At 66.3% G+C, this 19073-nt stretch carries 14 protein-coding genes; 11 read left to right on the top strand and 3 right to left on the bottom strand.

Annotated elements, in window-relative coordinates; all coding sequences use genetic code 11:
- Window positions 1–39: 39 nt before the first annotated feature.
- From tssF to ACGLHS_RS27750, 9 genes are read left to right on the top strand one after another with little or no spacing between them, the layout of a single operon-like run.
- A complete protein-coding gene (gene tssF / locus ACGLHS_RS27790; protein WP_394485061.1) occupies window positions 40–1911 on the top strand; it encodes a type VI secretion system baseplate subunit TssF in 1872 nt (623 codons plus the stop codon).
- Window positions 1908–3101: a type VI secretion system baseplate subunit TssG gene (gene tssG / locus ACGLHS_RS27785; RefSeq protein WP_394485059.1), complete on the top strand. Its 1194-nt coding sequence runs from the start codon at window positions 1908–1910 to the stop codon at window positions 3099–3101. Before tssF ends, tssG begins: the two co-directional genes overlap by 4 nt.
- The gene (gene tssH, locus ACGLHS_RS27780; RefSeq protein WP_394485057.1) at window positions 3098–5836 is read left to right on the top strand and encodes a type VI secretion system ATPase TssH; all 2739 of its coding nucleotides are present in this window, start codon (window positions 3098–3100) and stop codon (window positions 5834–5836) included. The genes tssG and tssH overlap by 4 nt, the downstream gene beginning before the upstream one ends.
- Before the next feature lie 20 nt (window positions 5837–5856).
- A complete protein-coding gene (locus ACGLHS_RS27775) occupies window positions 5857–8226 on the top strand; it encodes a type VI secretion system Vgr family protein (protein ID WP_394485055.1) in 2370 nt (789 codons plus the stop codon).
- Window positions 8226–8666, top strand: coding sequence for a hypothetical protein (locus ACGLHS_RS27770; RefSeq protein ID WP_394485053.1), 441 nt, complete (start codon window positions 8226–8228; stop codon window positions 8664–8666). Before ACGLHS_RS27775 ends, ACGLHS_RS27770 begins: the two co-directional genes overlap by 1 nt.
- 18 nt (window positions 8667–8684) lie before the next feature.
- Window positions 8685–11396, top strand: a complete 2712-nt coding sequence (locus tag ACGLHS_RS27765; protein ID WP_394485050.1) for a DUF2169 domain-containing protein — start codon at window positions 8685–8687, stop codon at window positions 11394–11396.
- Window positions 11393–12442, top strand: coding sequence for a pentapeptide repeat-containing protein (locus tag ACGLHS_RS27760; protein WP_394485048.1), 1050 nt, complete (start codon window positions 11393–11395; stop codon window positions 12440–12442). Before ACGLHS_RS27765 ends, ACGLHS_RS27760 begins: the two co-directional genes overlap by 4 nt.
- Before the next feature lie 53 nt (window positions 12443–12495).
- Entirely contained in the window at window positions 12496–13140 is a 645-nt protein-coding gene (locus ACGLHS_RS27755; protein ID WP_093247097.1) for a DUF3540 domain-containing protein, read from the top strand.
- 15 nt (window positions 13141–13155) lie between these two features.
- Complete coding sequence (locus tag ACGLHS_RS27750) at window positions 13156–13536, top strand: DUF4150 domain-containing protein (RefSeq protein ID WP_093247096.1); 381 nt, start codon at window positions 13156–13158, stop codon at window positions 13534–13536.
- A 12-nt stretch (window positions 13537–13548) separates the two neighbouring features.
- On the opposite strand, the gene ACGLHS_RS27745 is transcribed toward ACGLHS_RS27750, so the two are convergent.
- From ACGLHS_RS27745 to ACGLHS_RS27735, 3 genes are read right to left on the bottom strand one after another with little or no spacing between them, the layout of a single operon-like run.
- Window positions 13549–14340 (bottom strand): PP2C family serine/threonine-protein phosphatase, encoded by a 792-nt coding sequence (locus tag ACGLHS_RS27745; protein WP_093247095.1) that lies wholly within the window; start codon window positions 14338–14340, stop codon window positions 13549–13551.
- The gene (gene tagH / locus ACGLHS_RS27740) at window positions 14333–16414 is read right to left on the bottom strand and encodes a type VI secretion system-associated FHA domain protein TagH (RefSeq protein ID WP_394485044.1); all 2082 of its coding nucleotides are present in this window, start codon (window positions 16412–16414) and stop codon (window positions 14333–14335) included. The genes ACGLHS_RS27745 and tagH overlap by 8 nt, the downstream gene beginning before the upstream one ends.
- Before the next feature lie 51 nt (window positions 16415–16465).
- Entirely contained in the window at window positions 16466–16879 is a 414-nt protein-coding gene (locus ACGLHS_RS27735) for a TssQ family T6SS-associated lipoprotein (RefSeq protein WP_394485042.1), read from the bottom strand.
- A gap of 131 nt (window positions 16880–17010) precedes the next feature.
- On the opposite strand from ACGLHS_RS27735, the gene tssJ reads away from it, so the two are divergent.
- Window positions 17011–17526 carry a type VI secretion system lipoprotein TssJ gene (tssJ, locus tag ACGLHS_RS27730; protein WP_394485040.1) on the top strand — a complete coding sequence of 172 codons (516 nt, stop codon included), beginning with the start codon at window positions 17011–17013 and terminating at the stop codon, window positions 17524–17526.
- Between the two features lie 244 nt (window positions 17527–17770).
- A complete protein-coding gene (gene tssK / locus ACGLHS_RS27725; RefSeq protein WP_394485119.1) occupies window positions 17771–19066 on the top strand; it encodes a type VI secretion system baseplate subunit TssK in 1296 nt (431 codons plus the stop codon).
- Window positions 19067–19073 lie beyond the last annotated feature (7 nt).

Raw genomic sequence — 19073 nt, 5'->3', positions numbered from 1 at the left:
AGCGACACGAAGTGCGCGCAGCCTGGGGGTGAGTCGCTGATGGATGCCCGGCTCCTCGACTACTACAACCGCGAGCTCACCTACATGCACGAGCTCGGGGCCGAGTTCGCGCAGCGCTATCCCAAGATCGCGGGCCGGCTCGGCATGCGCGGCATCGAGGTCAGCGACCCGTACGTGGAGCGTCTGCTCGAAGGCTTCAGCTTTCTCACGGCGCGCATCCAGCTCAAGATGGACGCGGAGTTTCCGCGCTTCTCGCAGCGGCTGCTCGAAGTGGTGTACCCCAACTTTCTCGCGCCGCTGCCCGCCATGGCCGTGGTGCAGATCGACGGCAATCTCAACGAAGGCTCGCTGAAGTCGGGCTACGAACTGCCGCGCCACACCATCCTGCGCGGCCGCATGATCAAGGGCGAGCAGACGGCCTGCGAGTTCCGCACCGGCCATGCCGTCACCCTGTGGCCCATCCGGATTGCCGAAGCGGGCATCGGGCCGGTGCCGGCGGAGATCGCGCATGCGATGCCCGTGGTGGCGCGGCAGGCCAAGAGCGCGCTCACCATCCGGCTCGAAGCCGTGGGCGGCGCACGCTTTTCCGACATGCCGCTCGACCGGCTCGAGTTCTTTCTCTCGGGCGCCGAGCTGCATGCGCTGCGCCTGCTCGAACTCGCGGCGCACCACAGCGTGGGTACCGTGTGCCGCAGCGGCCCCGGCAGCACCGCGCGCCTGGTACCGCTGGGCGACGACGCCATCCGCCACGAAGGCTTCGACCCCGAGCAGGCGCTGCTGCCTTACGACGCGCGCTCGTTCCAGGGCTATCGCCTGCTGCACGAGTACTTCGCCTTTCCCGATCGCTATCTGTTCTTCAGCGTGAGCAAACTGCGCGCGGCGGTCTCGGCCATCGGCGGCACCACGATGGAAATCGTGATCCTGCTCGACCGTGCCGATGCCGACCTGGAGCGGCTGGTCGATGCCAAGCACTTCTCGCTGTTCTGCACGCCCATCATCAACCTCGTGCCGCGTCGCAGCGACCGCATTCCGGTCGGTCCCGGCCAGCACGAGCACCATGCGGTGATCGACCGCACGCGGCCGCGCGACTTCGAGATCTTCACGGTCGAGCGCGTCACCGGCCACATGGCCAACGGCTCGGAGGAGCGCGAGTTCCGGCCCTTCCTCGGTTCGTTCGCGGCCGACGACGGCGACTTCGGTGCCTACTTCTCGCTGCGCCGCGAGCCGCGCCTCGTGTCCGACCGCGCACGGGCGCAGGGCACGCGCACCAGCTACACCGGCAGCGAGGTCTACGTGTCGCTGGTCGACCAGCACGACGCGCCCTTTCCGCACAGCCTGCGGCATATCACGCTCGATGCGCTGTGCACCAACCGCGATTTGCCGCTGCTGATGCCGACCGGCCTCGAGTCGGACTTCACGCTGCGCGTGTCGGCACCCGTGCGCGCCATCCGCATCCTGCGCGGCCCTTCGCGGCCTTACCCCGCGCTGGCCGAAGGCGCGCTCACCTGGCGCCTCATCAGCCACCTGGGCCTGAACTACCTGAGCCTGACCGACATCGATGCGGCGCAAGGCGCGGCCGCGTTGCGCGAGATGCTCGACCTCTACGGCAACCTGGCCGACCCGTCGGTGCGCCGCCAGATCCAGGGCGTGCGCTCGATGGCGCTGGCACCGGTGTTCCGCCGGCTGCCCGAGCCGGGGCCGATCGTCTTCGGGCGCGGCGTGGAGATCGCGCTGAAGATCGACGAGGTCGCGTTCTCGGGCGCCAGCCCTTACCTCTTCGGTGCCGTGCTGGAGCAGTTCTTCAGCCGCCACGTGTCGCTCAACGCGTTCACCGAGTTCGCGCTGTCCAGCCTGCAACGCGGCGAGATCGCGCGCTGGACGCCGCGCGTGGGACGCCGCCCCGCCGTATGAGCGAAGCCGGCGTCACTGAAGGCATGCAGCAACAAGCGTCGTCGGCCGAAGACGGCGAGGTGCTGCTGGACGCGGCCGTGGCCGGCATGGCCCACGGCATCCCGCCGTCCGCGCAGGCCACGCCCGCGCCGCGCGGCATGCCCGAGGCCGACCCCGAGCTCTGGGCCCGGCTGCTCGATCAACCCTTCGAGCACGACCTCTTCATGCTGCTGCGCCGCCTCGATGCGCAGGGCGACCATCCGCTGCTGGGCCGCGCGCCGCGCCCGCTCGACGAGCCGTTGCGGCTCGGGCAAGAGCCTTCGATGGCCTTCGCGCCATCGAACGTGTCGGGCGTGGAGACGGATGGCGATGGCCCACCGCGCATCTCGATCTACGGCTTTGGTTTGTTCGGCCCCAACGGCCCGTTGCCGCTGCACCTGACCGAGTACGCACGCGAGCGCAAGCGGCACCACGCCGACAACACGCTCAGCGCATTCGCCGACCTGTTCCATCACCGGCTGATCATGCTGTTCTACCGGGCCTGGGCCGATGCGCAGTCGGTCAACAGCCTGGACCGCGTCGACGGCCACCGCTTCGTCGACTACGTCGCGAGCCTCATGAGCATGGGGCAGCCAGGCCTGAAGAAACGCGACCGCATCGCCGACCATGCGCGCACCTTCATGGCGGGCCATCTTGTGCGTCAGACGCGCAACCCCGAAGGCCTGATTCAGATCCTGCGGCTGTACTTCGACGTGCCGGTGCGCGTCGAGGAGTTCGTCAGCAACTGGATGATGATCGACGAGCGCCAGGTGAGCCGCCTGGGCCTGTACGGGCGCAACCACCAGTTGGGAGGCGGCGCCACCATCGGCCTGGCGGTGCGCGATGCGCAGAGCAAGTTCCGCCTTGAGCTCGGGCCGCTGTCGCAGGCGCAGTTCCGCGAGTTCCTGCCGGGCAGCACGCGGCTGCGACAGGTGGTCGACTGGGTGCGCCAGTACGTCGGCATCGAATTCGCCTGGGAGCTGCGGCTCGTGCTGCGCAAGCAGGACGCGCAAGGCATGCAGCTCAACGGCGGCCAGCGCCTCGGATGGGGCAGCTGGCTCGGCACGCGCCTGTCGGACACCGACGCCGGCGACATGGTGTTCCAGCCCGAGGCCCTGTTTTCTTCCCACGCAACGGCGGCATCCGCTGCCGCGCCCGCATCTTCCCTATGACCGACATCCGCCGCGTCTCCCTGTTCTCGAAACTCAATCCGATGCTCTACAAGGCATTGGAGACCGCCACCGCATTCGCCAAGCTGCGCGGCAATGCGTACGTCGAGCTGGTGCACTGGCTGCACCAGATCCTGCAGCTGCAGGACAGCGACATGCTGCGCATCATCAAGCGCGCGGGCCTGAACCTCGACGCGGTCGAGCAGGACCTGGTGCGCGCGCTCGACCGCCTGCCGCACGGCGCCACGTCGATCAGCGATATCTCGGAGCATGTCGACAACGCCGTCGAACGCGCATGGGTGTACGCCAGCCTGCGCTTCGAGGCGACCTCGATCCGCGGCGCCTACCTGCTTGCGGGCATCATCAAGACGCCGGGGCTGCGGCAGGTGCTTTCGGGCATCTCGCGCGAGTTCGACAAGATCGTGCCCGACGTGCTGGTGGCGCAGTTGCCCGCATGGACCGAAGGTTCGCCCGAAGACGACTACGACGTCGCGCCAAGTGTGGGCGGCACTGGCAGTGCCGGCGCATCGGCCGCTGCGCACCACCAGGGCGATGGCCCGGCGGCGGGCGGCTCGGCGCTTGCGAAGTACGCGAGCGACCTGACGGCCAAGGCACGCGCGGGTGAACTCGATCCGGTCTACGGCCGCGACGACGAGATCCGCCAGATCATCGACATCCTGATGCGGCGCCGGCAGAACAACCCGTTGCTCACCGGCGAGGCTGGCGTGGGCAAGACGGCCGTGGTCGAAGGGCTGGCCTCGCGGCTGGCGGCCGGCGACGTGCCGCCTTCGCTCAAGGACGTGTCGCTGTGGGTGCTCGACCCCACCCTGCTGCAGGCCGGCGCGGGCGTGAAGGGCGAGTTCGAACAGCGGCTGCGCCAGGTGATCGACGAGGTCGAGAAAAGCCCCAAGCCCATCGTGCTGTTCGTCGACGAAGTGCACACGCTGGTCGGCGCGGGCGGCACCGCCGGCACCGGCGACGCGGCCAACCTGCTGAAGCCGGCGCTGGCGCGCGGACGGCTGCGCACCATCGGCGCGACCACCTGGTCGGAGTACAAGAAGTACATCGAGAAAGACCCGGCGCTCACACGCCGCTTTCAGACCATCCAGGTGCACGAGCCCACCGAGCCCAAGGCGGTCGTCATGCTGCGCGGCATCTCGGCCGAACTCGAAAAGCACCACGGCGTGCTCATCCTCGATGCCGCGCTCGAAGCGGCCGTGAGCCTGTCGCACCGCTACATTCCCGCACGGCAGTTGCCCGACAAGGCCGTGAGCCTGCTCGACACCGCCTGCGCGCGCGTGGCGCTGAGCCAGCATGCGCTGCCGGCTGCACTGGAGGATCTGCAGCGGCGCATCGAAGTGCTGGGCATCGAGTCGGGCATCGCGGGGCGCGAGGCAGCGATCGGCGTCGGCGAGCACCAGCGCGTTCAGGACATCGCGGCCGAAGTGGCGGCGGCGCAGGCCGAACTCGATCTGCTGGAGCAGCGGCGCGTGGAAGAAAGTGCGTTGGTCGAGCGCATCGTGGCGCTGCGCAAGCTGCTGTCGCCGGCGGCCGTGCCGGCGCAAGCCGAAGTGCAGGAAGAGGGCGTTGAGCGCGCGGAAGCCGCTGCCGCAGATACCGCACCGGCCGAGCCCGAAAGAACCCCTGAAGAGATTCGCGCCGAACTCAACGAGGCGCAAGACAAGCTCGTGCAGCTGCAAGGCGAATCGCCGCTCATCCTGGCGGCCGTCGATGCGCAAGCCATCGCCACCGTGGTGGCCGACTGGACCGGCATTCCCATCGGCCGCATGGTGCGCGACGACGCGCAATCGGTGCTGCGCCTCGGTGAGATCCTGTCGGCCCGCGTGGTCGCCCAGCCCGATGCGCTGGAGACCATCTCGCGCCGCATCCGCACCGCGCGTGCGCGGCTCGACAACCCCAACAAGCCCGTCGGCGTGTTCCTGCTGTGCGGCCCGTCGGGCGTCGGCAAGACCGAGACCGCGCTCGCGTTGTCGGAGGCCCTCTACGGTGGCGAGCAGAACCTCGTGACCATCAACATGAGCGAGTTCCAGGAGTCGCACACCGTCTCCACCCTCAAGGGCGCACCGCCCGGCTACGTGGGGTATGGCGAAGGCGGCGTGCTCACCGAGGCCGTGCGCCGCCGGCCCTACAGCGTGGTGCTGCTCGACGAGATCGAGAAGGCGCACACCGATGTGCACGAGATCTTCTTCCAAGTCTTCGACAAGGGCTGGATGGAAGACGGCGAAGGCCGCCACATCGACTTTCGCAACACCGTGATCATCATGACCTCGAACGTCGGCACCGACCTGGTCATGCAACTGTGCGAAGACCCGACCCTGCGGCCCGACCCCGAGCCGCTGGCCGCGGCGCTGCGCGAGCCGTTGCTCAAGGTGTTCGCGCCCGCGCTGCTGGGCCGGCTCGTCGTCGTGCCTTACTACCCGCTGCATGCCGAGGCCCTGCACCGCATCATCCGGCTGCAGCTCGACCGCATCGCCACACGCCTGCAAGCGAATCACGGCATCGCACTGGCCTACGACGACAGCGCTGTCGAACTCGTCGCGCGTCGTTGCACCGCCATCGAATCGGGTGGCCGGATGATCGACGCGATCCTCACGCACACCATCCTGCCGCGACTGAGCGAGGAAGTCATCGGTGCCACGGTCAGTGCGCGCAAGCTCGCGGGCGTGCAACTGAGTGCGGCCGGCGATGACTTTCATTACGAATTTTCTGAACACTGAGCGCAAAGAGGGAGTACCACATGGCCAGAGTCGTCATTGCACATACGCCGCTTGCACCGGACCAGTTGCTGTTCCGTTCGATGCACGGCAACGAAGGGCTGTCGGAGCTGTTCGAGTTCGAGGTGGACCTGCTGAGTCCCAACACCTCCGTCGACATGAAGGCGTTGCTCGGCAAGCCGCTCACGCTCGAGATCGTGACCATCGACGGGACGCCGCGCTACCTCAACGGGCAGATCACGCGCTTCACGATGATCGGCCGCGAAGAGAGCTCGTCGCGCTATGTGGTGTACCGGGCCCTCGTGCAGCCCTGGCTCTGGTATCTCACGCGCACCAGCGATTGCAAGATCTTCCAGAACAAGTCGGTGGTCGACATCCTGGACGAAGTGCTCGGCGAGTACGGGTTCGCGTTCGAGAAGAGGCTCAGCGCCAGCTACCGCCAGCGCGACTACTCGGTGCAGTACCAGGAGACCGACTTCGAATTCGTGAGCCGCATGATGGAACACGAAGGCATCTACTACTACTTCAAGCACGAGAAGAACCAGCACACGCTGGTGCTGGCTGACGACATGGGTGGGCACGACACGCTGCCGGGCTATCCGCGCATCGGCTACCTCGCCACCGATCGCGTGGGCGGGACGGGCCGCGAAGTGATCGACCAGTGGGAGGTGACCGAGGAGATTCGTCCCGGCACCTTCGTGGTCGACGACTTCGACTTCAAGAAGCCCAAGGCCGACCTGCTCAACACGCGCAGCCAGCCGCGCGACAACGACCACGGCCGCTACGAGATGTACGAGTGGCTCGGCGGCTACAGCGACGCCGGGCAGGGCGAGCACTACGCGCGCATCCGGCTCGAGGAAGCGCAGGCGAAGGCCGAAATCGACACCGGCCATTCCAACGTGCGCGGCATGGCGCCCGGTTACCGCTTCAACATGCAGAACGCGCCGCGCGATGAGGACAACAAGGAATACCTGATCGTCGCGGTGACGTACAACCTGCGCGAGGGCGGCTATGCAACGGGCAGCCCCGACGGCCTCTACAGCTTCAACTTCGGTGTGCAGCCCACGTCGTTTCCGTTCCGCGCGCCGCGCGTCACGCGGATGCCGACCACGCACGGCCCGCAGACCGCCACGGTCGTGGGCCCGCCCGGGGAAGACATCTGGATCGACAAGTACGGCCGCGTGAAGGTGCAGTTCCGCTGGGACCGCTACGGCCAGCGCAACGAAGACAGCTCATGCTGGGTGCGTGTGTCCAGCGCGTGGGCCGGCTCGAACTTCGGCGCGGTGAATCACCCGCGCGTGGGACAGGAAGTGGTCGTCGATTTCATCGCCGGTTGCCCCGACCGGCCGATCATCATCGGCCGCGTCTACAACGCCGACCAGATGCCGCCGCTCGAACTGCCGGCCAAGGCAACGGTCAGCGGCTTCATCAGCCGCACCATCAAGGGCGACGGAGAGCTGGCCAACCACTTCGTGATCGACGACGACCCCAGCAACGAGTCGATCAAGCTCCATGCGCAGAAGGATCTTGGCGTCAGCGTCGAGAACAATGAAAAACACACCGTGGAAGGTACGCGCGAGACGTGGATCGAGCGCGCGGACACCTACACGGGAAACACCTCGCTCGATGAGACGATCAACGGGCCGCACACGCTGACGGTCAACAAGGGCGGGCCGCAGAAGATCACCGTCAACGGCGGCGACCAGTTCATCAAGGTGGATGGTGGCAACCAGCAGGTCGATGTCATCGGGAATCAGACCATCCATGTCACCGGCAAGCGCACAGACACGGTGGACAAAGGGGAAGAGCGAATCATCGGTATCTCGCTCAAGGAAGACATTGCGGGCCCGCAGACCACGACGGTGGTCGGTCTGTATACCGAAAACACCAAGGGAAAGAAGGTGACGGTCGACGGCAACGAGGACTATCTCGTCAAGGGGGCCCAAAAGGTGCATGCGAACACGTCGTTGAGCGCGACGACGGATGGCCCCATGAACCTGGAAAGCACCAAGGCGGACATCACGATCAAGTCACCGACCAAGATCATCCTGAACGCACCGAATGTGGAGGACACGTCGAAGAAAAAAATAACGTTCACGGACTGGGGCATTGCTTTCAAGGGCTTCAACATGGGGATCACGGGGATCAACGTGAACGTCAATGTCGCAGCCATCACCGCGAATGGGAGGACGGTCAGCGTTGCCGTCCAGAACATGGGGTTCAACGCCTACTCGATCACGGGTTCCATCAACAAGTTCGACATGTATTCCGCCAGCGGGGCAATGGGCCTCTACTCCACCACGCAGACGCTGTTCCAGACAGCCAACAAGGCGACGACCATCGAAATGTCTCAAGTGAAGGTGAATCCCCGTGGGATCACCGTGTACCTCTGATGGCTCAGATGTCGGATCTTTTCGTTGGGTGGTTCGCTGAACACTGGCTTCTCATTGTTCCGATCGCAGTCGTCCTGCTGCTGTGGTCCGGGCTGACCGCGCTGGCCAAGCGCTATGTGTTCCACATATTGCATATGCAGAGCGAGGTCAACCGCCGTGTGATGGGCTCGGACCGCGCCGAGCGCGTGCTTCGCACCGGGCAGGCGGCGGTGGCGACGGTGCTCGACAGCCATGACACCGGCATGCGCGTCGAGTTCATCTATGTCATGGTGCGGCTCAAGCTCCGGGTACAGCCCGAGGGCGGGTTGCCCGCCTACGAGACTGAACTGGACGCTCCGATCAGTCCGGTGAAGCTCGCCGACTTCGCACCAGGGCGTTCCGTGAAGCTGCGCTTTGATCCGGTCTCACGCGAGATCGCCATCGACCAGCCGATGCGCTGAAGCAGGTGCGCTGCCCCGATGAAGACCATCAAGCCTTTTCGCCTGAGCATCCTCACGCGGCCCTTCCGAAGGCAACGGCAAGACCACCTGGGCGTCTCGGTCTTCGCGATGGCCAGCCTGGCGCCCGAGCCCTTGCTGATGCCTGACCAGGATCTCTGGAAGCTGGCGGCCGACGAGATCGGGCCCGGCAACGTGCTGGACATGGGTGTGCCCAAGATCGAGCCGGAGTGGTTGGTCAGCGGCTATGCGTACACGGCGCATCAGGACGACAAGACACTGTGCGCGGCCCAGGCCGTCTTCCATGGCAAGGCCAAGTCGTTGCTGGTGAGTGGTGATCGCTATTGGCTTGGCGGCCGCGCGACGCATCCCCAGCCTTTCGAGCGCCTGAGGCTGGATTGGGCACATGCCTATGGCGGCCCGGGCGAGTCCGAAAACCCCGAAGGCATCGGCAGCTTCGATGAAACGATCAACGGCGTGCATACGCGCCGGGTTCCCAATGTCGAGTTGCCCGGCGCGCGTCAGGACGCACCCGGGCGGCGCATCGTGCCTGCGGGTTTCGGCGCCGTGCCACCCGATCGGCCGCAGCGGCTCGCACTGATGGGGCGCGCCTACGACCAGCAGTGGCTGCAGCACGAGTACCCGGGTTTCGCCGATGACATGGACTGGCGCTACTTCAACGCTGCGCCTGCCGACCAGCGCCTGCCCGGCCAGCGCGAGTTGCCGCCGGGCGCCGCCTACGAACTGTGGAACATGCACCCTCGGCAGCCGGTGATGCGCGGCCAGCTGCCCGATTGGCAGGCGCGCTGCTTCGCCAGCTTTCAGAAAGACGGTGGCGCGCTGTCGGAAATTTCGCTGAGCTTGAGCACAGCCTGGTTTTTCCCACACGCCGAGCGCGTCATCCTGGTCTGGCACGGTGCATCACCCATCGCAGAGGATGACGCGGCCGACGTCAAGCACATCATGCCCGCGCTCGAGTTGCGCGGGCAGCCGCGGCCGCTCGCCCACTACCAGCAGGTGCTGCAGCAGCGCATCGATCCAGCCAAGGCGGTGCTGGTCCTGCGCGACAGCGACTTGGTCCCCAAGGCGGTCATGGGGCCGTGGGCGGGCGACCAGGTGCCCGATATCGCCTCGCTTCCGCTGGTGCGCAATCTGCGCGCAGGCCGGCAGCGCGAGCGCGAACGCCTGCACGCCCGTCTGCTGGAGCAGGGGCTGGACCCGGCGCAGTATCTGCCGCCCCTGTCCGAACCGGATTTGCAGCCGCCTGCCTCCATGGACGATCTGCCCGACTTCGCCGAGAAGGCCGATCAAGCCCTCGAGCAGATGCGCAAGGCGGCCCTTGCCCGCGGCGCCGAGGACCGGGCTCAGGTCGTCGCACACGGGATGCCCGCGGCCATTCACCCCGATATCGATATCCCGCCGCTGTCGCAGATGGATCCGCGCAAGCTGTCCGACGAGATCAAGGCGAGCATCGACAAGGCCATGACCGAGGTGGCATCGCAGACCGGCAAGCCTGTGCAGCGCCGATTCGACCCGGACCGCCTGCTGCACGACCTCGTGCGCCTCGAGGAAGACGCGGCGCGTGAGCGCCGAACACCCCTCACGCCCGACGAGGCCGCCGAAAGCGCGCGGCTGCGCGAGCAGGCCGGGCGCAGCGCGCGCATGGGGCACCTCTACGGCGCACACCTGCTCGAGCCGGCGCCGCCGGCCAGCAGCCTGCGCTCCAGGCGGCTGCGTCGGCGTCTCGAGGCCGCAGCCAGCGGCGAGCGTCGCTTCGCAGGCATGAGCTTCGCCGGCGCCAACCTCTCGGGGCTGGACCTGCGCGGTGCCGACTTCACGGAAGCGAACCTCGAAGACGTCGACTTCAGCGATGCGCGGCTCGATGGCTGCAACTTCACGCGCGCGGTGCTTGCGCGGACGCGGCTTGTCCGGGCGTCACTCACCGATGCGAGGCTGGACGAGGCCAACCTGGGTGGCGCGCATTGCGAAGGCGCGAACTTCACGGGTGCGAGCTTCGTGCAGACGCGTTGCAACAAGACCATTTTTCGTTCCTGCGTGCTGGCGAAGACCGCATTCAAGCAAGCCGATCTGTTCGAAAGCGAATGGGTGTGTTGCGATGCGCGCGGCTCGCACTGGGAGGAAATGGCGCTGCTCAAGCTGGCGCTGAAAGACATGGCTTTCGACAACGCCGCGTTCAAGCAGGTGAGCTGGATCGAGTGCAGCTTCAAGGGAGCATCTTTCGTACGCGCCGCGCTGAACGCCTGCGCTTTCGTCACCGTCGATGCGCAGGAGGGAGTCGACTTCACCGAGGCCAGCCTCGTGACCTGTTCCTTCGTCCATGGCTGCAGCCTGGTGCAGGCCGTGTTCTGCGCTGCTTCGCTCAGGCAGTGTGGCCTGCGCGGCGCCATATTGGTCGGCGTCGACCTCGCGAAGGCACGCCTTGACGGCTGCGACTTCTCCGAGTGCGACCTGCGGCGCGCGCGGCTGGAAGGGTTGCATGCCGGCGAGAGCCTGTTCATTCGCGCGGACTTGCGCGAAGCCTCGTTGCGCGGTGCGAACCTCATCGATGCCAATCTTTCCAAGGCCGACCTGCGCTTTGCCAGCCTGCAGGACGCCAATCTGTTTCGCGCCGACGTGTCGCAGGCCGCCATCGACGGCTCGACCACCTTTGTCGGCGCCTACACCCAAGGAGCCAAGACCTTGCCTGCAAGAAGGACTGAGCCGGTTCGATGACAGTCGAAGAACTTCTGGACAAGATTCGGCATGGCGAACCGGTGGTCAAGGCGAGTCTCGCGGGTCAGGACCTCAGCGGCATCGACTTGTCGGGGGCGCAGATGGAGCACGTCGACTTGAGCCGGACGAATCTGCGCGGCGCCTGCCTCGACGACAGCTCGCTGGCGCAATGCAACTTCGATCAAGCCGACCTGTCGGCGGCCAGCTTGAAAGGCGTGCGCGTGTTTCGGTGTCGATTGGAAGCCGCGCAACTCGGCCGCGCGTTCATGCAGGACGCCAACTTCTTCGAATCTTCACTGGCTCACGCGGATTTAGAGAAAGCGCAAATGGAGCGCGTGGCTTTTGTCCGATGCGAGCTCGGACATGCGGCGTTGAAGCCCAGCATCTGCGATCAGATCGTCATCACCGAATCACGGGTCGACCAGCTCGATTGCCGCGGGGCGAAGCTGCTGCACCTGATGTTCTTTCGCATGGATCTGCGCACGGTGGAGTTCGCCCAGGCCCAATGTGATGGTTCGATCTTGATGGAGTGCAATCTCGAAGGGCAGCGCTTGCCGCACACCGCCTTCCTGCGCTGCCAGTTCACCGACAGCGCCATGGCCGGTGTTGATTTCAGCGGCGCCGTGCTGACCCAGAGCAACTTCAAGGGCGCCACGCTGACCAAGGCGAATTTCAGCGCAGCGGATGCCGCGCAGACGATGTTCCCGGAGGCCGATCTGCGTGAAGCGAATTGCACCGATGCCATCTTCGATCAGTCGATCTGGGCCGACGCCAAACTCGAAGGTACCGATTTCAGCCGCTCGCGCCTGCCGTTGAGCGTGTTCCATCGCGCGCAGGCCAGGGGGGCCAGCTTTCGCGACGCGGACCTGCAGGATGCCGATTTTTCTTATGCCGGACTTCAGAATGCGGATCTGCGCAATGCACGTTTTTTGCGCACCCGCTTTCATCGCGCTGTGCGCACAGATGCGCGTTTCTCGGGAAGCGGTGGCATCATCGAAAACGATGCGGAGCTGTTCAAGGCTCAAGAGCTCCTTTCGCCGCGCTGATGCCGCCAGGCCTGTCCGTTCCACTGTTTACCCATCGAAACAAGGAAATCTCCATGTCAGTCGTTTCACTGCGCAAAGCCTCGAAACTGGCGACGCCGGTTCACTTCCAGGGGGTGGTCGCCGCATTGCTGCCGGATGGACGCGTCACCGTCGATGACGAGCAGGGTGCTGTCTGGGTTTGCCGGCGCGCGGCGAGCTGCCTGCTCAAACCGGCCGGCGGCGATACCGTGCTGGTGTCCGGTCCTGACAGCGCGCGGGCCTACCTGATCGCCGTGATCGAGCAGGCCGATGCGTCGTCAAGCTGCATCGAGGCGGCGGGCGACGTCACCTTCGCATCCACCGGCGATGGCCGGGTGACCATCGCGAGTGCCTCGGAGCTCAAGCTTCGCGCAGACAAGCGCTTCGTACTCAAGACGGAAGAGGGCGAGTGCGACATCGGTGAACTGCGGCTGGTGACGCGCTCCGCGCAGGCCGCGGCCGGAAGCGTCCGGCTGGTTGGCAAGGTGTTCGAGACCGTGGCCGATCGCATCGTGCAGATGGCGCGCCAGACGCTGCGCCTGACGGATGAAGTCGACCAGGTGCGTGCGGGCCACATGGACTACAAGGCCAGCGAGACGGTGCGCATTCATGGCCACCACACGATGGTCACCGGCCAGGAGCTGGTGAAGGTGGACGCGGCTCAGATCCACATGGGCTAGGCAAGGAGGTACCCGATGTTTGCAAATTGCCAGCTCATGGGAATGGACATGGCATTCCCCGACGTCTGCAGGACGCCGGTGCCCATTCCTTTCCCGAACATGGCCATGGGGCCGATGGCCATTCCGAATGCCTGGAACATCCTCTTCATGGCGATGCCGGCACATAACATGGCGACGACCACGCCAATCACCCTGGGCGATCAGCCCGGGGCACTGGGTGGCGTTGTGTCGCAGACCTTCATGCAGCAATCGCGTCATCTGACAGGCGCGTTCACCGTGCTTCTCAAGGGGACGCCGGCCACGCGGGTCACCAGCATCACGACGCAGAACCGATGCAACATCGTCGGCATGCGCATCGTGCCGAGCCAGTTCAAGGTGCTGATGCTGGCGCCCTGAGGGCGCACCGATTCAGACCGTCCCCGCCAGCGTCACCTGCTGCGGAAACCCCACCCACACGGCCAGCGCCGAGTAGTTGTCGCGCGACTCGTCGGCCTTGGCTTCGGCCGCGCGACGGATCAGCGCGAGCCACTCTTCCGCGCTGTCGGCCAGTTGCAGCGAGCGTTCCATCACCTGCTGCGAGATCAGCTGCCACAGGCCATCGGTGCACAGCAGGAAGGCATCGCCATCGGCCAGGCGCTGCGGCGCGGTGATCGTGGCTTCGGCCGTGGCGCGTGCGCCGAGTGCGCGGTACAGCAGATTGGTCTTCACCAGGCGCTCGCCGCCGTTCTGGTGGCTCGCGGCGGCATCACCCGAGCGCTCCGACAGGCTGTGGTCTTCGGTGCGCTGCATCAGCGCACCGCGGCGGAACCAGTAGAGGCGGCTGTCGCCCACGTGGGCCCAGCAGGCCTGGTTGGTGGCGCGGTCGACGAACAGCGAGACGAACGTGGCGCTCATCTTGCTCTGGTCGGCCAGCTCGCGCTGCTTCGCAAGAATGGCGTCGTTGGCGGACTTCACGCAGCGCTGGATGGTGTCGGCTTCGAGCGAAGGCGCGATGACGAAGGTGTCGAGGGCGGTGTCGACGGCGATGCGCGAGGCCAGCTCGCCGCCCGCGTTGCCACCGACGCCGTCGCTCACGACGAAGCAGGCGTTGTGTTCGTCGAGGTGGTAGCCAATGGCGTCCTGGTTGCCGCTGCGTTCGCCCACGCAGGAGAACTGCGAGGTCGAGATGGGCACGGCGAAAGCGCGGGCGGCCTCAAGCACGGCGAGCCTCCTTCAGCCGGTCCATTTCCTTGTCGTAGGCCTGCTGGAAGGCCCGGCCGAAGACGGCCTGGAAGTCGTCCTCGACCGCCGCGGTGGTGTCCGCATGCAGTGCCTGCAACTGGCGCCACAGCCGCGCCTCGCGTCCGCCGGGCAATACCTTCTCGCCGAAGCTGCCGTCGTGCGGCGTTTCGCGGTTGAGCACGGCGGGGTCGAAGCGCTGCAGCAGCGTGAGCAGCGCGGCACGCATGCCGGCCACCATGCCGAGTTGGTGCGACTGCAGGTCGCCGAGCGCATCGTGCACGGCGGCCTCGGGCGTGAGAAAGCCGGGCATGCGCGCACCGAACATCTGCATCAGCACGGCGCGGCCGTTGGGCAGGATCTTGAAGGGGTTGTTCTCTTCGTCCACGATCATCGTGATCTCGGCGCGCACCTCGCGCTTGAGCATCGCGCGCGAGGACAGCAGCTCGATGGTGCCGTCGGTGAAAGCGCGCATCAGGCGGCCCAGGCGCTGCATGGCCTCGATGTCGAGGGCCTGCTGGCCAGCGACGTCGGGCACGCCGGCGCCTTCGAGGAACGCCTTGAAGAGCGCTTCGGACGAAGCGGATGAACCGGAGGGCAGCGAAGGCGCATCGGTCGCCGGGGTCGTCGGTGCCACGGGCGTTGTAGGCGTCACCGGGGGCGCGACAGGCGTTGTTGCAACAGATGCCGTGACGACAGGCGCCACGGCCGTCGGCATTTCGACGGCAACAGGGGGCACTTCGGCTGCGATTGGCGGGGCTGCTGCCACGGGTGGCGCCACCACAGGGCTTTCCTGCACTGCAGGCGGAGGCGGCGGTGCAGGAGGAGGCGGTGGCGGTGGTGCCTCCACCTTCACCGGTGCCACGACAGGCGGCGGTGCGGCCACGACCGCAGGCGCTGCGACCGGATTCGGTGGCCGGAACTGCGCCGCCACTTCACGCGTGTGGTTCGCGTGGCTGAACCCCGGTGTGACCTGCGGCGTGGGCCGGGTCAGCAGGTCGAAGGGGGTATCGACTTCACCGAGCAACGGCTGGTCGTGCGTAGTGAGCGCGGTGGGGCGCGGATCGGACAGCGGCGAAGGCGCGCTGTCGTCGTGCGCGAAGAAGGACAGCGGATCGACGCCGCGCTTGAGCGCCACGTCCGACATGTCGTTCGCCGCATTTGGGTTCAGTTCCGCGAGCGGATCGACCGGGTTCCTGCGCGCCTGCGATGGCAGCTCGAAGGGCTCGTGTGCCATGGGGTCGGGCATCGGCGCGGGCGTGCTGTCGACGCGTCGCGGTGCGTTGGCCAGGATGGCGTCCCAGTCTGCCGCGGAAGGTATCTGCGACGAAGGCGCGCTTGCCGTGCGAGGCGCTGCAGCCGGTGCAGGTGATGACAAGGGCGGCGCGTACATCGCGGGTTGCACGGGCGCTGCAAAAGGGTCCCTGGGTGCATGCACCGGTGCGAATGCGGGAGGCGGTGCAAATGCAGGCGCCGGTGCGGGCACAGGCGCGGGTGCCTGCATGGGCGACGGCATCGCCACCGTTTGCTGCTGGTGCGCATCGCCGATGGGCAGCGCGCCTTCGCCGAACAGGTCCGAGAACACGTCGGATGCCGGCGATGCGGGCAGCAAGCCGCCGAGCGGGTTCGATGGCGTGGCGCGCGCATCGTGCGGCGCCGGCATCGGCGCGGGCGGCGGAGGCGGTGGTGGCGGTTGCCATGGCGGCGGTGCAGCCACCGCTTCCACCATGGGCGCCGCGCGCTGCGCGCTCGCGGCCTCCAGCAGATAGCTGCCGATGGCCACGTGGTCGCCATCGGCCACGCGCGATTCCTGCTCGTGCGCCAGCGTGCGTCCGTTGACGCTGATGGGCAGCACCGCGCTCATGTTGCGCAGCACCGCGACACCGTCTTCGTCGAAGCGCACGGTGGCCTGCAGGCGCGAGATCTGTCGCTGCTCGTCGGGCAGCACGAGGTGGTTGTCGGGACTGCGCCCGATCGTTCCGCCGGGCGCGGCGAGCAGTGCCGAGGGCCCCGCCGTCACCGGCCTGCCGGCATGTTCGATCACCGTCCAACGCATGGCTTCTCCGTGTTCATGTCGAGCCGCGGCCCTCTCTGTTGCCCGCGGCGTTCAACGCTTCATTCGCTTGGCGGCCTCGAAGGCCGGGCCCCACACCGGGTGCTTGCGTTCGGCCACGTTGAGATCGAAGCTGGGAAACGCGTCGAGGATCTTGCGGAACTGCGTGCGGCACTCGGGCACCTGGTTGGCCACGCAGTAGCTGAAAGCTTCGAGCTTCATCGCGTCGAGGCGCGTGTTGGGGTCGGCACCCTCGAACACCGAGACGCCACCGCTCTTGAGCGTGTTGATGGCCTTGGCGTAGTCGCCTTCGTCGTACGCCTGTTGCGCGCGTTCGAGCGTGGTGCGCGCGACCTGCTGGCTCAGGCGCTCGGGCGTGGGAGGCGGTGTGGGCTCGGGCGGCGGTGTGGTCTTACAACCGGTCACCAACAACAAAGTGAACGCCAGAGCTGGCAGACATGACTTCAATCTTCTCTCCTACCTCGCGAAAGGCAATGCTTGAGATAGTGTGCCGCTGTGTTGCGACATGCATGTGATGCGACATTCGAAGTGCGCATGACTTCGATAATATAGGCCGCGAACCTCTGGGGGAGATATCAATGCATCGACGAACCTTGCTACAAGGCGCACTTGCAACAACACCGTTGTTTGCGGGCCTCAGTGGATGCGCATCGACAGCCAAGTCCTTGCCCACACCCTATGCCATCTCGATCAGCATCGACGATGGCGTCAACCCCGACGGACGCGGCCAGGCCGCGCCGATCCTGGTGAAAGTCTTCGAACTGAAATCGTCCGGTAACTTCGAGACGGCAGACTACTTTGCACTACAGGACCGCGACCGCGAGACGCTGTCAACAGAACTCGTGAACGCAGACCAGGCCATCATGCGCAGCGGCGAAGAGCGCGTGTTCAAGCGCGAGGCCGGGCTCGACTCGCGTGCCATCGGCATCATCGCGGGCTACCGCAGGCTAGAAGCCGCGCGCTGGCGCATCGTGCTGCCACTGAAAGAACCGAAGCAGACCAACCTCTACAAGGTGTGGCAGTTCTCGCCGAGCGAGCAGGCGGTGCATGTTGCCATCCGCAAGACGGGCATCGAGCTACTACCAAGTCGCTAACTCTGGGGCTCCAGTAGTGCGAAAGTGCGAAAAATGAGTGCGAGAAATGCGGTGCAAAACGTAAGACGCGCCGTGTAGCATCAAGAGCAAAACCGATCGATCGGGAGGTCGTTCATCCACGCACCTCCCGCTTCCGTGTTGAGCACTCCCAGGAGGTTCTTTGGTGACAGTTCGCAACTCGGGCTCCGGAAGAAACGGCGCCCAACCGCAGGCATTGGCGAATCGCGTGGTGTGGTCCGAAGGCATGTACCTGCGGCCGCAGCATTTCCAGCAGCTGGAACGCTATGTCGAACAGTACGTGACCCGCCGCACCGCGGGCCTGCAAGGTGCCTATTGGGGTTGGCTGCACCTGGAGATCGACCGCGATGCCTATGCGCTCGGCCGCGTGTCGCTGCTCGGTGGCGCGGGTGTGCTGCCCGATGGAACACCGTTTTCTTTTGGCGCCGAAGATGCGCCGCTGCCTTATGAAGTGCCCAGCGACCTGACCGACGAGCTGATCGTGCTTGCGTTGCCGCTGCGCAGGCCGGGCAGCGAAGAGGTCATCTTCTCGGACGACGAAGGCTCGGCCGCGCGCTTCGGCGTGATCGAGCGCGAGGTCAACGACGGCAACGCGGTCGCGCTCGGCCCGGCCGTGCTGCAGCTTGCAGCACCGCGCCTGCGCCTGGCGCGCGCGTCCTCGCTCACGGCCGAATGGCAGGCCATCGGCGCGGTGCGCGTCATCGAACGGCGCACCGACCACAAGCTGGTGATCGATGCGAACTACATTCCGCCGGTGCTCGATGCCTCGGCGCACACCATGCTGCGCAGCATGATCGCCGAGCTGCACGGCCTGCTCACGCAACGCTCCGAAGCCCTGGCCTCGCGGCTGTCGCAACCGGGGCGCGGCGGCGTGAGCGAGGTCTCCGACTTTCTTCTGCTCGAACTGGTCAACCGCTACCTGGCCACCACCTGGCATGCGCAGCAGGCGGTGCAGGTGCACCCCGAAGAACTCTTCGTCGACTGGCTCAAGCTGGCCTGCCACCTCGCCACCCACACCTCGCCCACTCGCCGGCCGGTGCTGTGGCCGGTGTACGACCACGACAACCTCAACGAAAGCATTCGTCCGCTGATGGAAGAGCTGCGGCGTTCGCTGTCGGCGGTGCTCGAGCAGAGCGCCATCGCCATCGAGCTCGAAGAGCGCAGCCACGGCGTGCGCGTGGGCCGCATGCCCGACCCGGTGCTGGTGCGCAACGCGGGCTTCGTGCTCGCGGTGCATGCCGACCTGCCGGCCGAGGCGATCCAGCAGCGCTTTCCGACGCAGGTCAAGATCGGCTCGGTCGAGCGCATCCGCGACCTCGTGCAACTGCAGCTGCCTGGCGTGGTCGTGCGGCCGCTGCCCGTGGCGCCACGGCAGATTCCGTACAACGCGGGCTACCACTACTTCGAACTCGACAAGAGCGGCGACATGTGGCGCCAGCTCGAAAAATCAGGCGGCGTCGCCATGCACCTGGCCGGTGACTTTCCAGGGCTGGCCATGGAGTTCTGGGCCATCCGTCCGTGAGGGACTC

The sequence above is a fragment of the Variovorax sp. VaC1 genome (genome assembly GCF_043658315.1).
GTDB lineage: Bacteria > Pseudomonadota > Gammaproteobacteria > Burkholderiales > Burkholderiaceae_C > Variovorax.
The sequence above is the reverse complement of the archived record's forward strand: the minus strand, read 5'-3'. Positions and strand labels throughout refer to the sequence as shown.

Bases quoted from the DNA above. Each gene is read 5' to 3' on its own strand.
- tagH (WP_394485044.1), bottom strand. From the start codon at position 16,414: ATGCGTTGGACGGTGATCGAACATGCCGGCAGGCCGGTGACGGCGGGG.
- tssK (WP_394485119.1), top strand. From the start codon at position 17,771: ATGTACCTGCGGCCGCAGCATTTCCAGCAGCTGGAACGCTATGTCGAA.
- tssG (WP_394485059.1), top strand. From the start codon at position 1,908: ATGAGCGAAGCCGGCGTCACTGAAGGCATGCAGCAACAAGCGTCGTCG.
- tssJ (WP_394485040.1), top strand. From the start codon at position 17,011: ATGCATCGACGAACCTTGCTACAAGGCGCACTTGCAACAACACCGTTG.
- ACGLHS_RS27760 (WP_394485048.1), top strand. From the start codon at position 11,393: ATGACAGTCGAAGAACTTCTGGACAAGATTCGGCATGGCGAACCGGTG.
- ACGLHS_RS27765 (WP_394485050.1), top strand. From the start codon at position 8,685: ATGAAGACCATCAAGCCTTTTCGCCTGAGCATCCTCACGCGGCCCTTC.
- tssF (WP_394485061.1), top strand. From the start codon at position 40: ATGGATGCCCGGCTCCTCGACTACTACAACCGCGAGCTCACCTACATG.
- ACGLHS_RS27750 (WP_093247096.1), top strand. From the start codon at position 13,156: ATGTTTGCAAATTGCCAGCTCATGGGAATGGACATGGCATTCCCCGAC.
- ACGLHS_RS27770 (WP_394485053.1), top strand. From the start codon at position 8,226: ATGGCTCAGATGTCGGATCTTTTCGTTGGGTGGTTCGCTGAACACTGG.
- tssH (WP_394485057.1), top strand. From the start codon at position 3,098: ATGACCGACATCCGCCGCGTCTCCCTGTTCTCGAAACTCAATCCGATG.
- ACGLHS_RS27755 (WP_093247097.1), top strand. From the start codon at position 12,496: ATGTCAGTCGTTTCACTGCGCAAAGCCTCGAAACTGGCGACGCCGGTT.
- ACGLHS_RS27775 (WP_394485055.1), top strand. From the start codon at position 5,857: ATGGCCAGAGTCGTCATTGCACATACGCCGCTTGCACCGGACCAGTTG.